The sequence below is a fragment of the Acinetobacter sp. YH12043 genome (assembly GCF_013419915.1).
Taxonomy (GTDB): domain Bacteria; phylum Pseudomonadota; class Gammaproteobacteria; order Pseudomonadales; family Moraxellaceae; genus Acinetobacter.
In genome coordinates this window covers 24307-38056 of the sequence record NZ_VOZD01000006.1, presented here as the reverse complement: position 1 = coordinate 38056, position 13750 = coordinate 24307, and the positions used below count along the sequence as shown (strand labels likewise).

The window sequence follows — 13750 nt, the reverse complement described above, 5'->3', positions numbered from 1 at the left end:
ATATGCCAATTTTTAAACTGGTCTTGGCTCTGCCTGCTGGTCGTTTAGATAAAAAAATAGGCCTGTCTCTTTTCAGATAAACAGACCTGTTTTTTAAAACCTGTTACCAGATGGAGATTCGTTTTTTAGGTGATAAATACATCTTGTCCCCTTCTTTAATCTCAAAAGCTTCATAGAAACTTTGCTGATTACGGACAGCGCCATTGCCACGTACATGACCTGGTGCATGGCTGGCAAGGTTTAGGCTATTTAACAGATATTCAGGATTACTTTTGCTACGCCAGACTTGTGCCCAACCCATATAAAAACGCTGATCTCCACTAAAGCCATCAATGACGGGTGCTGACTGACCCTTGAGTGATAACTTGTAGGCCATATGAGCGATCCCTAAGCCCAGGTTGTCAGAGATATTTTCACTTTTATTTAATTCCGCATTCACCTTATGCCCTGGCAGAGCTTCATATTGTTTATATTGCTCGACTAAGGCTTTGGTGCGTTCATTGAACTTCTTACGGTCGCGCTCGTTCCAGGTTTCTTCACCCTTGCCTTTGGCATCAAAGCGGCTTCCTCTATCGTCAAAACCGTGGCTAATTTCATGTGCGATAACAGCCCCGATGGCACCATAATTCACTGCAGGATCATGACTATCATCATAATAAAATGGTGCCTGCCAGATGGCCGCAGGTAATACGATTTCATTCAGCTTGACATTATAGTAAGCATTGGCTGTTTGTGGCGACATGTGCCAGGCTTCTGGATCGATCGGTTCTCCCACCTTGTCCAGTTCACGCTGGTAATTGAATAGCCGGGTCCGCTGGATATTCCCAATCAGATCATCCTTACGAATCTCTAGGGCTGAATAATCCCGCCATGCTTTCGGATAGCCGATTTTGATATTGATGCTATCTAGCTTATGCCGTACTTGTTTTTTAGTGTCCGAACCCATCCAGTCAGCTTGGTCCAGTTTCAGATGAAAGGCTTTACGGACGTTTTCTACCATTTCCAGCATCGCTGGGCGCTGGCTTTCATTAAAGTGCTTTTCTACATAGAGCTTGCCAAGCACATTGCCTAAAATACCGTTAGTTAGCTTCAAGGCAGACTCATTCCGTGGAGAACGTGCTTGTACACCCTCTAGCGTTTTGTCATAAAATTCAAAATGATGATTTTGAAAAACTTCTGTTAAAAATGGCGAATAACTATTGATCAAATTGAATTTCAAATAGGTTTGCCAGGTTTCAATTGGAACAACCTTCCATAACTGATCCAGCTGACGCAAATAATTAATCTGCGAGATCGCAACCTCTTTTCTTGCACCTTTTAAGCCCAGTTCTGAGAAATAATTCATCCAGTCAAAAGAAGGCATATAGTTAATAATATTTTTAGTTTCAACGAGATAGGTTCTCACCTCATCATTGCGCAGCTCCACAGCGGACCAGCTAATTTTTGCCAGTGCCTTTTCCAAAGCCAGGATAGTGCGAGCATCTTCAATCGGCTTAGGCTGACCGGCAAAATTCAGGGTATTGGCGATATAAAGCATATAAGTATTGCGAATTTCCTGTTGTCGAGGCTGCTCACTCAGGTAAAAATCACGATCAGGCATTCCCAAACCACCTTGCCCTACATACATCATCGCCTTGGAAGAAGCTTTACGGTCCTGATAAAAACGGGTAGAGAATGGCAAATTCAGATTGATTTTTTCCGCATAGGCAAAAAATTCTGCCAGATCTTTTTTGGTCTTGATACTTTCAATCCGCTGCAGGTCTTGTTGCAATGCCTCAAGTCCGAGCTGTTCTAGCCGATCGGTATCCATATAACTGGCATAAAGATCCGCGACCTTTTGTTCATTGCTACCTTGCGGATGCTGTTTTTTGGCCAGCTCATTAAAAATGCCAAATAACTGCTGGGTTGATCTCATACTCACTTCAGCAAATGCACCCGACAATGCCTGATCTTCTGGAATCTTTGCGGTTTTCAGCCAGTTTCCATTCACGAATTGATAAAAGTCCTGCTTTGGATCAACCGTCCGATCAATCGCATTCAGATCAATTGCCGATTTTAATGAAGTTGTACTCACTGCATAACTCACAGGTGAATGTAGAAATGCACCCACAAGAATCAAATGACTTAAAATATGTTTTCTCAAGCGATAAATCTCATTATTGTGTATGTTAAAAATCAATTAGTTTTTCTTGCTCTGTCCATAAGCACAAAACTGATAATTTTTAAGCAAGAGATATACCAATAATTTTTAGAATATGCCGTTGAATGGGCTTACATTTAATAAGAGAGATAGAGAAGAAAATCTGAGATGGCGGCGGGAAATTTACTCTGAAATGAGGTTTGATTTGCGACCCAATAATAATTAATTTTTATTCCTATCAACAGAATAACTATTTATCTTTTATCATTGATCTTCAAAAGAAAAATATTATTTTTAAGTTCTGCTATGCTTAAGAAATACTTTTTTAAATATCACCAATACTTAAAGTAGATGACTTTTCATGTGCATCTACTTTGCCAAATAAATGATCAAACTGAATGTGAAAATAATAGACTTATTTTAACTGTCTCAACTGATTCTTTGCCCCAGTATGGTTATAGTTGGTGGCCAGATTCTGCAGTACTCGTTTGGCTTGAACCTTGGAATTTGGAATACGGTTGGCATAGGCTGGAATACTGCTTAAACAGCGTGCCACTAGCATGCCGGATTCGGTATAGACACGTGTTCCTTCTGTACCCTGTAATTTGCCATAGTTATAGGCACGCTGGGCATTATTGCAGGCATTGTTCAGGTTTTTACCGCTATTGATATCACGGCGTGCAGCTACATACAGTTTCATCTGCTGCTGTTGTGGTGTTTCGATACTAATTGAACGAGCAGCAGGAACAGCAACCACTGCCGGTTCAACAGCAGGTATTTTTATCTCTTTCTTATCGGCGTCTTTTTTATCTAATTCCTTTTTCTCATCTTTGACTGAGGTTTTGGCTGCATTCTTCTCGGCAATTTTATTAGACTTAGCCGTAGCTTTATGGCCCTGATAGAAATGACGCGCTTCAGCTGAGCTTTGAAGTTTACTCAAGATCCGGACTACACGGGTAGTATTATTCTTATCTAGCTGACGTTCAGAAATTGGTTCAATAGAAACAATCCAGTTTTGCCCTTGAGGCATCGTACATTGATAGGCACCAATGCCTTGGGTGACATAACGGTTTTTACTTAAACGGTTCTTCTGGGCAGAATCTTTTACTGAAGCCAACTGGCTTTTGTATAACAGAGAAAACTTGCCGCCCCGTTCATGACAGTACTGGCTTAAAGTAGTTCGTGGATAGAGGGATTGTGGCTCTAAATGCTGTTTGGATTTTTCCCATGAATAAACATATTCTTTTGCCGAACCGTCAGCCTGATTCAGGTTTCTTTTAATGATCAGTTCTTGAGGACTTGCATAAGGATGCTGCATATCTGATTTCATTTGCTGAATACTGTTACATCCAGCCAGACTTGCTACACATATTGTTGGAATTATTAATTTTAGCTTCACTGCTTATCTCCCCCAGGCCTCTATAACATATAGCAAATGTGCTAAAACAACAATCTCAACGGATTGATAAATATAAAAATATAGCGAGACCTATCACTAAAAATGAGGAATAAAATGCCTAATTCATCCGGCTTTAATCCAGATAAATTGATCAAATTAACATTCTTCAAGTCAACAAATACGCTGGATTATTCGCCAATTAGAAGATAGAGCAGTAGAAAAAAAGATATAAAAAAACCGAAGAAACAGATCAGTTCTCCGGTTACTCATTCAACAAAAATTAGAGATATTATTATCATGGATGATAACGGCAATTATGCTCTCTATCGCTGTCTGAATGAGATTATAATTTGAATAATTTCCTTTACGTACACTAATTATTTTTATACGTCATATTATTGGAAATTAAACAGCACCCTGGCTGGCCTTTAAAATTCTAGACAAGAAAAAATAGCTTGAATACCCTAATATTGGGATGTTTTAGTGCCATTCATCCTAATTTTTTAGCACCTCTCTAGATCGTAATTTTCAATTAGATTTTGAATAAAAATTAATCAATAAAAAAGCCAAACCTATGATGGTCTGGCTTTTAAAATTGTCTATGAATATAAGAAAAATTAATCGAGATGGGATTCAAATGCTTTCAAACGTTTATAGATGGAGAGCAATTCAATAATCGTAGGCCAGGATAAAATCAGATATTGGAAGGATTCACGAACTTTACCGAACACATTCAGGATCTGCATCATCAAACCGAGTGTAATCGCACCCGCGGCAATACTTGGAAACAAAATAAATAATCCGTAAATATTGTCCAGTTGTAGATACCAGATACGAACCATATTGAAATAGGCATAGTGGAAATACAAACGGAAATAATTCTTACGTACCCGGCTAAACAGTTCTTGCAAGGTAAGCGGGTGAGCACGATCAGCATAATCTTCACCATAAACCAGCTCTTTACGATAAGCCGCTTCAACTTTCTGATTATTGAATTCCAGTCCAGGGAGTTTCATTCCGACAATCATTAAAATCACAGTTCCCAGAACTGCCCATCCGATCGACGCCCACATTAATGCATGCGGTATTTCACCGACAATGGGCAGTACTTTTACATGACTCGATAACTCATACAGGATTGGCAGGAAAGCCATTAATAGCATCAGAGATTCAATGAGTGAGACACTCAGCTGTTCCGTAGTTTTGGCAAAACGCATGGTATCTTCCTGAATACGCTGTGACGCCCCTTCAATATGACGTAACTTTTCCCAATGTGCCGTATAATAGTCATTCATTGCCGTCCGCCAGCGGAATACATAATGACTGACAAAGAACAGGTTAAACACTGCCAGCGTGACATAGACCATGGCAATATAAATAAAGGTCAATGCACCTTGATATAGTAGGCTGACATCTCCGCCCCCTTGGGTGAGCATATTCTGGATCTGGTCATAGAACGGACTATACCATTCATTTAAGACCACATTAACCTGCACCCCAAACCAGATATTGAACAGGATAAAGGCCGAGCCCCACACGGACCAGCGCTGCCAGGGATGTTTCGCTTTAAAATACCAGAAGGTAGCAAATATCGCGGTACTCACAAAAAACCAGAGATAGAACCAGAGAAATTTTGGCGCCCAGAAACGGCTGATTCCTATCGGCATTTTAAGATCATGATAAACTTCAGTCATACCTAAATAGACACCCCAGCCTGATCCACCACTATGCCAAAGGCCAAGATTGATCAGAAACCACAGTACCAGACTACTAAAAAACCACACTGGTTGTGGAAAAAATGACTTAAACATTGGGGCTTAATTCTCCTTATAGATGTAGGGGTCATCCAAATGACGCACAGTTTATTCTTATTTTCAGACTTTCAACGAACTGCAGCATAAATTTGCAATTCAATGTAAAAAATTACATACAAACACAAAATCGCTAAAGCCAAATTAATATCAGATTATATGATTCTTGCTTTAATACTAGCGCATAACATACGCAATATAATGGAGGAGATCATGACTGGCCTGTCAAAAAGTGACAAGCAGATTTTGCGCTAGATTGACTATTTGGTACCGTTTGTCTTTTTCTCTTCTTTTCGTCGGTAAATAAACTGAAAATATTCGAGTTTAAGAAACACAAATCGTTTGAAAATTAAATCTTAATCTCTATCCCTTTAATTTACTGACTTAAGCGCTTTTTAAGAAAAATTGACCGACTTGTTGACTTATGTCTCGGTTTTTCAAAAATTAGTTAAATGTGCAAAAATCATGTTAAGATTAAAAAACAGCGAAGTATCAATATTTGGGAATAAAAATATGGAAAGTTCTGTGATTGAATTACTTAAGCCAGTGACCTTGGAAAAGGAAAACTGTCACCCGATTATTTTTGAAGCTGGTACTGTTTTAAAAGTTTTGATGCAAACCCCTACCAGTCTTTTAGTCAGTAATGATGATGACTTTAACTTTACTATTCCATTGAAAGATGAGAACGATGTCTGGAGAGAGCTATAAGCACTCTGCTCTCCTCTTTATGGGGTTATGTCTACCTAGTCTCTTCAATGATATAACCCTAACTCTTCTTTGTAGCACCAAGATTTTATAATTTATCCTTCCTTTCAAAACTGGCTTTAATAAAAAATTAATAGGCTGCACTATATTCTTATTTTATATTAAATGTGTTTTTTAATATTTCCAATTTAATACCTATTATTTAATAGAAAGCCAATGAATTAATTTTTAGAAATATAAATCAAAACCATTTTTTACATTAAATAATCAAAAGAATCTTATTTATAGCACTCAAACTTACTCAATCACTTAATATGCAATACCTTAAATATCATTATTAATATATTAAAAATCACTGAAAAATTATTTTACAAATATACAAAGAATATCAACTTTTTCTGCTGAATATTTCCAAATTTTACAAAGTAACTTTACATGTCAAAAGTGTTTCTTTTCTGCGCCTAAAGCCATTTTGAAAAATAGAATATGTTATAAAACTAATTAGATTAAAAATCACACAGTTTAACTCTAAATTTTAATCTATTTTATATCAAGTACTTAGGTGGATTTATGTCAGGCATATATAGGGAACAAGATTTAGAAGATTCATCTAGCTCATCTTTTTATATATCGCCAAAGATGATTTTAAATGATTGCAACCTGAATATGGACTCAGACCAGGTTGTTTTATTTCTTGATATTGACGGAACAATCTCTGAATTTCACCCAGATCCAGATAAAAGTATAATTCAACCTGAAATTATAAATATATTGGAAAATTTACAACAATATATTCAGCTGATATTAGTTACTGGTCGTTCTATTTTACAAGCACAAAAACTTATTCACCCTCTGCAATGGAATATCGCTGGATCACATGGTCTGGAATTAATCTATCAAGCTAATTTAAAGACATTAATCTCTTTAAATAAGTCGCAGCTACAAGCCCTAAAACAATATATTCAGGAACAGGCAGTTCAAATCCCTGATTTGCGGATCGAGGTTAAAGATTATTCTGTTGCACTACATTTTCGTGAACATCCTCAACTAGAAGATCGCGTACATGCTTTTGCGCTGGAATGTCTCAACCAGTTTTCCGACTTTGAGTTAAAAGCTGGCAAGTATGTTTTTGAACTGGTGCCCAAAGGCGCCAATAAAGGTTCAGCGATTCAACAGATTATTCAGCAATACCATCTCAATGATCATTATCCCATGTTTATTGGTGATGACCTGACCGATGAAGCCGGATTCAAAGTCATCAATGCCCTTCACGGCTGCTCAATCAAAGTAGGCCCTGGCCAGACCCTAGCACGGTACAGACTGGAAAACGTCTCTCAAGTTCAGGCCTTCCTGAAAGAATTTTTAAAGGTAATTGAAGTACAAGAACAACAACGATTGGAGAAATCACATGTCTAAACTCATTGTGTTATCAAACCGTGTGAATCTACCTAACCCAGAAAGTATGAAGGCTGGTGGATTGGCTGTTGCATTGCAGGATGCATTGCTAGATATAGGCGGTATCTGGGTTGGATGGAATGGCTCCAGAGTTGACCAGAACAAGGAACAGAAATTTCAGATTCTGAAACATCAGAATGTGGAATATCATACCAGTGCACTGAGCGAAGCCCAGTACCAGGGTTATTATTGTGGTTTTTCTAATAATGCCTTATGGCCGTTAATGCATGACCAGCATCAACGTGTTGAATATCAGCCGCAGGATTTTAAAACCTATAAAGATGTCAATTTGCGTTTTGCCAAACACCTGAAACAGGTGGCTTCACCACATGACATCATCTGGATTCATGATTATCATTTTCTGAGTGTTGCGCATTACTGTCGTAAATTAGGTATGCGCAACCGGATTGGGTTCTTCCTGCATATTCCTTTCCCCGAACTAAAACTTTGGCAAACGCTGCCTCCTTATCAGGAACTGGCCCGACATCTGGGAGATTTTGATGTCATCGGTCTGCAAACTCCACGCGATCAGGCCAACTGTATTGATTTCCTGGAACAGGTATTAAATATCCAGCATTGCAATGATGAAATCCTGAGTTATCAGTCTAAACGGATTTATGTGAAAGCTTATCCAATCGGTGTACACCCGGCGCAGATTCAGAAGCAGGCTGCTGAAAGCCAAGTCACTGACCTGCCCTTTGATCTGGATAAAGCACATGCCCATAAGACCATTATTTCGGTTGACCGGATTGATTACAGTAAAGGGCTGCTGGAGAAAATTCATGCATTCCAGGAGTTGCTGGATGAACAGCCTGAATTTAAAAATCAGTTCCAGCAATTACAGATTGCCTGCCCATGTCGACTAGATGTGAACAGCTATAAAAAACTTTATGAACAGTTCCAGGCTGCGGTGCAGAATTTAAACCATCAGCATGGCAATGCAGACTGGCTGCCTTTTGACTGTAGCTATGACACTTTGGGTCATGAAGCCCTGATGCAGCTCTATCGTAAGGCGGATATTTGCTGGGTGAATTCAATCCGTGACGGGATGAATCTGGTCGCCAAAGAATATATTGCTGCGCAAGATCCATTAGATCCAGGCGTATTGATTCTGTCTAAATATGCCGGGGCTGCCGAGCAAATGAAGGAAGCCTTACTGGTCGATCCTTATGATCAGGACAGTATGGCCAAAGCCTTGAAAAGAGCCTTGCGTATGCCTAAGTCAGAACGTTTGGAACGTTACCGCTATTTACAGCAAGGCTTAAAGAATTTCGATATCATTCGCTGGCGTGATCAGTTCCTGTCGGACCTGAAAAAATCACAAAGCTTGCGAATTTATCGACCAGTGGCCAAAGGCATCTCGACCCAGTTCAATATGCATGCATAAGTCTGAAAAGCCCATAAAAAACAATAGCTTTATGCTGGTGTTTTATGGTCTAGGCCGGCAATAAGACCTTCTGCTTTTTCTGATTCTTTGTGACCGGCAGTCAGATGGTTCAGGATTACAATGCTCATTAAAGCAACTGCGATGACCGTAAATACTAAACGCAAGCCAATAATTTCACTACCGAAACCTACCAGCGCTGGTCCGATCAATGAACCGGTATAAGCAAATACCGATACATAAGATAATGCTACATGAGAAGCCATAGTTTTTTGACGGCCTGCACGAGAGAACATCAATGGAACAATGTTAGCACTACCTAGACCCAAGATCGCATAACCGGTTAAAACGACTTGCCATACTGGTGCAAAGATCACCATGAATAAGCCTGCTGCAGCCAGTAAAGCACTTAGTAAAATAGTGATTTTTTCACCCAAGCTTTGAATGATGAGATGACCGCTAAAACGTCCAAGAACCATTAAGCCAGCAAAGAAACTATAAGCCAAACCGGTATGCGCTGCAGGTACATTAAACTGGGTTGCCAGATAAATACCGCTCCAGTCCATTGCTGCACCTTCAGACAGGAAAGATACAAAACAGATCAGGCCAATACCTAAAATTGCGAATGTTGGTAGCGCTTTTTTCGCAGGTTTTGCTGTAGCTGTATTAGTTTCTTCTGTAGTTGATGACTGACCACCTAAGCAGAATGGAATTGCCAGCATCGCAATCGCAAGCAACATCACACTTACGACCAGTGTGCCAGTTAAAGGTGCCAGACCAAATCCCATTAACGTGGTCATGCCCAATACACCGACCAGACCACCCAAGCTACATACGCCATGGAAACCAGACATCAAGCTTTTATCCATGAGTTTTTCAATCTGGGCAGCCTGAATATTTACGGTTACCCCCAAGGCACCAGCACTGGCACCAAAGAAAAACAAGGTAATTGCCATCATCAAGCTGGTAGGACTAATCGCTAGCGCTGGCAAGATGAACAGAAATGCAGCCAGAATAACAGCCAGTACTGTACGGCAACCAAACTTACTTGCCATACGACCTGCCAATGGCATTGCCAGCATTGAGCCAACTCCGGCACATAGCAAAAGCAAACCAAAGTCAGCATGATTCAGTAATAAGCGCTGCTGCGCATAAGGAATTAATGGCGCCCAGGCAGCTGTACTAAAACCTAGACTAAAAAAACACAGTGCAGTGGCGATTTTCTGCCAGAGATACGGTGATGGAGACTGAAGACGAGAAATTAACTGTGAATTTAACATTGTCATTCCAAAAGAAAGAGCTCAGGCATCCATTACCGATCATCCATAGAAAAACCCCGCGGACTTATAGCTGAAAAATATAAGTAGCAGGGCTTAATTTGTGTGAATTATAAACAGAATTTTTCTAAATGAAATAGCTTTTAGAGATGAATTTTTAAATTTTTTACAAGTAATTGATTGTATAAAATTTATAATTTTATAGTTTTATTTGTATACGCTGATCGGTTTTTTCATTGCTTCCTGTAACTCAAGCTTTTGTAAAAAACAGGCGAAACCTTCAGCAACTTTTGACCGTAGACGGCTACTGGTTGTTACCCTTAATTGATTGGACCAGGTAATGTTGACTCCTGCCTGTTGTAAACGGCGAACAAAGTCGACATCTTCATGACAATCTAGCTGGCTAAATCCGTTAGAATTATTATATACACTTGTTTTAAAACATAAATTTGCACCATGAATATTCCGATGATCCATTTTGTCCTGATAGTGGCCTAAATATTTTAGTCGGGCTTCCAAGCTTAAATTTTTCCATTCGTCCACTTCAACGACCCCACAAATTGCGTCAGTGGGTTGGTGCTTCCACATGGCTTTGAACCAGTCTTCCTGTACACTTGAATCCGCATCAGTACAACAGATCCAGTCGCATCCTTGTTCAATTACTTTTTGAATTCCTAAATGACGGGTCTTACCCACCGAACGAAAATTACAACTAATGACTTCTATGCCCAGTTGCACCGCTTTGATCGCGGTTTGATCGGTACAACTGTCTAAGACAACTAAAATCTTAATCTCGGGAATATTTTCTGATGAACCAAGGTATTGATAAAATTCAAATTGTGCTTTTTTTAAGGCCAGCAGGCAGCGTTCTATATAGGCTTCTTCATTACAGGCAGGAATAACCACGCCAATTTTATTCATTTAAGGCCCTCTTGCTCTGCCACAGACTGTGGGCTATTCATCCAGACATCAATCAGAAAATCAGGTTCCTGTAGTTGTGAACACTTTCTATAAGGTAAGTGTGCATTTAGATGGTCATGAATATCATCACCAGTAAAGCTAAAACCTGAAATTGATGCCCGCCAGTGACAAGCCAGAATACAGCCTTCTGCATCAAGGGCGTGCTGCAGCCAGTGGGTCAATTTCTCTAAAGCGGCCTGATCCAGATAATATAAAACCTCACTCAGTACAATTAGCTGGAACTTACGCTCTGGCAAGTCTTCCGGAACAACGCCTTGGACAAAACTGACATGAGAATAATCTTGCAGACGTTGTTGCGCCAGCCGGATCGCTGTCGTATTGGCATCCAGACAGATGAGTTCTCCGGTATGAGGAGCTAGTTCCTGACTTAACATGCCATTACTACAACCGATTTCTATGGCAGATTCAAAATGCAGTTTGGGCAAGAGTGCTTTACAAATTTGACGTTTACGCTGTTCATACCAGCGCTGTTCATAATGCCATGGATCTCCCTGATTCAACGCATATAAAGCATCAAAATAGGCATGATCATAAGTTGATTTACTGTTCATACAGATAAACCTCCCATGGCTGTAAAACACGCTCTAATGCATGCTCAGGGACAATCGGTGCCTGTTCTGTCGTCGGATCATTCTCAATCTGACTTTTGAAACATCGTGCAGCTCGGGCTTTACATTTTAATTCTTCATCTGTCAGCCTGAGTTTGTGCGCAACCGTCCAAGGAATTCGGGTATCTCCTGGTGTGGCCCAGTGCCACGCCCAGATTAAAACTTGAATATATGGTAACTGTAGCTCAGTGGCGAGTTGCTGGACGACCTGCCCAGTTATTTCATGATCTGGATGTCCATCATGAACAAAAGTCGTGACCAATACATCATTAGGCTGTAAATATGAATACAATTGCTGTTTGAGCAAGTCTCGCTGCTCAGCCACTTTTCCATCCTGAATATCCAAAGCAATCCGAAGAACTGGCTGTTCTAAGGACAATTCTTCGAGAGCCTGACGCGTTTCTGCTGGACGAATCTGGTTCAGTTCTTCTGGCGTATACAGACTCGAACCGGGATGGCTGGCCGTTCCATTAGTCACTGCAAACAGTACAATCTTATAGCCGAGTTTATCCAGACGTTGCATCAGTCCGCCACATCCCAGAATTTCATCATCCGGATGCGGTGCCACAATACAGACTCTGGCATCTGCAGGAATTACACTGGAAATATCAAATTCTGACATCTGTTGCAGTATTTCGCAGTTACGCCATTCTTCCACCCGTGTCCCCTCCCCATGGATCACACGATCTTCGACAACCTCATGTTTTAAAGTGCCCATAGTTCTTCCTCCTGTGCGCTTAGTTCTCCAATACGCTCAAGATCAAAAGCAGCATGGCTTTGACGGATAAATACCGGCAGATCTGCTGCGAGCTGGGCAAAATAAGAATTGGTACAATAAGGCGCTGCGCCAAGCGCTTTTCCAACCTGGTTGAGTACATTTAATGCAGTAGCTTCAACCTGCGCGCGCAAAGCCTGAATCTGAAGTTGATGAGGAAATTTAGGTTGCTGGTCTATCAATTCTGCAACCCGATAGAACAAAGCCTGGGTAGCTAAAAGATCACGGCTGATTTCACCCAGATACATAGCTTTATACATATGTGGTTTTCTTAACTGTTCTTGCTGCAGATATTCAGCAAGAGCTACTGTCGCACCATACCAGCAAGTGGCAACGCCTGCTGCTCCATGCCAGAATCCTACCCGATCCAGATAAGCATGTGGATCGGCAACTTTTTTGACAGGGACCTGATTAAATTCAAGCTGAGCCGTGGACGTATGCTGCATTCCCACAGCTTGCCAGACAGTATGGTCATGCTGAATACCGGGCTGCCGCATATCTACAATTAATAACTGAGAGCGATTTTTTTCATCCCGATACGTCAGTAAGCCTGACTCTACCCAGCTAGAAGCGGAACACCAGGTCTTGATGCCAGTCAGCTTGCCTTCATCCAGCTGCAATGGCTGAGGCCCACCTTCTGCTGCCCAGACTGCCCAGAGCTGATGAGGATTTGCCGGAATATTTAATTCATGCAGAATTGCGAGTGCATCCAGATGCGACTCAAATATTTTACCCAGACTTAAATTGGTTGCCGAGATCTGGCTTAAAATTTGCCAGCGTTTTAAAGTTTCCCCTGATGCAGGAAAAGGAACCTGATCCGAAAGTTGCACCAGTTCCTTCAAAGTCATTTGAATATTTTCTTTAGGTTCTAATGATGAATTTTTAAATCTTTCTAATATTGAACTGAGGTCCATAAAAGTGCTTCCTCAAAAATATCGATATTGTGGTCATTTGATGAAAGCCAGCTAAGGAAAAAGTCTTTTCATCTGTTTTAAACGGGTCATTAGTCCTAGTACCTTACGGCGCGCCATAATTTCTTCTTCACTAAAAGGCAACTCTTCTCTGAGTTGACTCATAGGTAGATGGTTATGTTCGATCAGATAAATATCCTGCTCCCTGCTCCATTGCGCATTTTGCATCTGTGCCAGTAATTTTTTAGGATCTGGTCTCGCCATAAAAGTTTTATCCCTTGAAATAGAGAATAGAAGCCGAAGC

12 protein-coding genes are annotated in these 13750 nt (G+C 40.5%); 3 read left to right on the top strand and 9 right to left on the bottom strand.

The window, feature by feature from the left end:
• Window positions 1-103: 103 nt before the first annotated feature.
• The 3 genes from FTU01_RS04685 to sbmA all read right to left on the bottom strand — a co-directional run bounded on the left by FTU01_RS04685 (window position 104) and on the right by sbmA (window position 5350).
• Entirely contained in the window at window positions 104-2143 is a 2040-nt protein-coding gene (locus FTU01_RS04685; RefSeq protein WP_180138349.1) for a M13 family metallopeptidase, read from the bottom strand.
• Between the two features lie 412 nt (window positions 2144-2555).
• Entirely contained in the window at window positions 2556-3539 is a 984-nt protein-coding gene (locus FTU01_RS04680; RefSeq protein WP_180138347.1) for a hypothetical protein, read from the bottom strand.
• A gap of 617 nt (window positions 3540-4156) precedes the next feature.
• Window positions 4157-5350: a peptide antibiotic transporter SbmA gene (gene sbmA / locus FTU01_RS04675; RefSeq protein WP_180138345.1), complete on the bottom strand. Its 1194-nt coding sequence runs from the start codon at window positions 5348-5350 to the stop codon at window positions 4157-4159.
• 513 nt (window positions 5351-5863) lie between these two features.
• Here sbmA and FTU01_RS04670 point away from each other — a divergent pair.
• The 3 genes from FTU01_RS04670 (at window position 5864) to FTU01_RS04660 (ending at window position 8897) form a co-directional block, all read left to right on the top strand.
• Window positions 5864-6058, top strand: a complete 195-nt coding sequence (locus FTU01_RS04670; protein ID WP_125279298.1) for a hypothetical protein — start codon at window positions 5864-5866, stop codon at window positions 6056-6058.
• A 567-nt stretch (window positions 6059-6625) separates the two neighbouring features.
• Window positions 6626-7471, top strand: a complete 846-nt coding sequence (otsB, locus tag FTU01_RS04665) for a trehalose-phosphatase (protein WP_179993170.1) — start codon at window positions 6626-6628, stop codon at window positions 7469-7471.
• Window positions 7464-8897, top strand: coding sequence for a trehalose-6-phosphate synthase (locus FTU01_RS04660; protein WP_179993169.1), 1434 nt, complete (start codon window positions 7464-7466; stop codon window positions 8895-8897). The genes otsB and FTU01_RS04660 overlap by 8 nt, the downstream gene beginning before the upstream one ends.
• A gap of 29 nt (window positions 8898-8926) precedes the next feature.
• Here the strand turns inward: FTU01_RS04660 and FTU01_RS04655 are convergent, their stop codons facing one another.
• From FTU01_RS04655 to FTU01_RS04630, 6 genes are all read right to left on the bottom strand, one after another.
• Window positions 8927-10174, bottom strand: coding sequence for an MFS transporter (locus FTU01_RS04655; protein ID WP_179993168.1), 1248 nt, complete (start codon window positions 10172-10174; stop codon window positions 8927-8929).
• Between the two features lie 204 nt (window positions 10175-10378).
• Window positions 10379-11092, bottom strand: a complete 714-nt coding sequence (locus FTU01_RS04650; protein ID WP_180138343.1) for a glycosyltransferase family 2 protein — start codon at window positions 11090-11092, stop codon at window positions 10379-10381.
• Entirely contained in the window at window positions 11089-11703 is a 615-nt protein-coding gene (locus FTU01_RS04645; RefSeq protein WP_179993166.1) for a class I SAM-dependent methyltransferase, read from the bottom strand. The genes FTU01_RS04650 and FTU01_RS04645 overlap by 4 nt, the downstream gene beginning before the upstream one ends.
• Window positions 11693-12478 carry a PIG-L deacetylase family protein gene (locus FTU01_RS04640; protein ID WP_179993165.1) on the bottom strand — a complete coding sequence of 262 codons (786 nt, stop codon included), beginning with the start codon at window positions 12476-12478 and terminating at the stop codon, window positions 11693-11695. Before FTU01_RS04640 ends, FTU01_RS04645 begins: the two co-directional genes overlap by 11 nt.
• Window positions 12466-13449 (bottom strand): acyl-CoA dehydrogenase, encoded by a 984-nt coding sequence (locus tag FTU01_RS04635; RefSeq protein ID WP_180011447.1) that lies wholly within the window; start codon window positions 13447-13449, stop codon window positions 12466-12468. The genes FTU01_RS04640 and FTU01_RS04635 overlap by 13 nt, the downstream gene beginning before the upstream one ends.
• A 51-nt stretch (window positions 13450-13500) precedes the next feature.
• Window positions 13501-13710 carry a hypothetical protein gene (locus FTU01_RS04630; RefSeq protein ID WP_166135421.1) on the bottom strand — a complete coding sequence of 70 codons (210 nt, stop codon included), beginning with the start codon at window positions 13708-13710 and terminating at the stop codon, window positions 13501-13503.
• Window positions 13711-13750: the final 40 nt, after the last annotated feature.

Bases quoted from the DNA above. Each gene is read 5' to 3' on its own strand.
- sbmA (WP_180138345.1), bottom strand. From the start codon at position 5,350: ATGTTTAAGTCATTTTTTCCACAACCAGTGTGGTTTTTTAGTAGTCTG.
- FTU01_RS04635 (WP_180011447.1), bottom strand. From the start codon at position 13,449: ATGGACCTCAGTTCAATATTAGAAAGATTTAAAAATTCATCATTAGAA.
- FTU01_RS04650 (WP_180138343.1), bottom strand. From the start codon at position 11,092: ATGAATAAAATTGGCGTGGTTATTCCTGCCTGTAATGAAGAAGCCTAT.
- FTU01_RS04640 (WP_179993165.1), bottom strand. From the start codon at position 12,478: ATGGGCACTTTAAAACATGAGGTTGTCGAAGATCGTGTGATCCATGGG.
- FTU01_RS04645 (WP_179993166.1), bottom strand. From the start codon at position 11,703: ATGAACAGTAAATCAACTTATGATCATGCCTATTTTGATGCTTTATAT.
- FTU01_RS04630 (WP_166135421.1), bottom strand. From the start codon at position 13,710: ATGGCGAGACCAGATCCTAAAAAATTACTGGCACAGATGCAAAATGCG.
- otsB (WP_179993170.1), top strand. From the start codon at position 6,626: ATGTCAGGCATATATAGGGAACAAGATTTAGAAGATTCATCTAGCTCA.
- FTU01_RS04670 (WP_125279298.1), top strand. From the start codon at position 5,864: ATGGAAAGTTCTGTGATTGAATTACTTAAGCCAGTGACCTTGGAAAAG.
- FTU01_RS04655 (WP_179993168.1), bottom strand. From the start codon at position 10,174: ATGTTAAATTCACAGTTAATTTCTCGTCTTCAGTCTCCATCACCGTAT.
- FTU01_RS04660 (WP_179993169.1), top strand. From the start codon at position 7,464: ATGTCTAAACTCATTGTGTTATCAAACCGTGTGAATCTACCTAACCCA.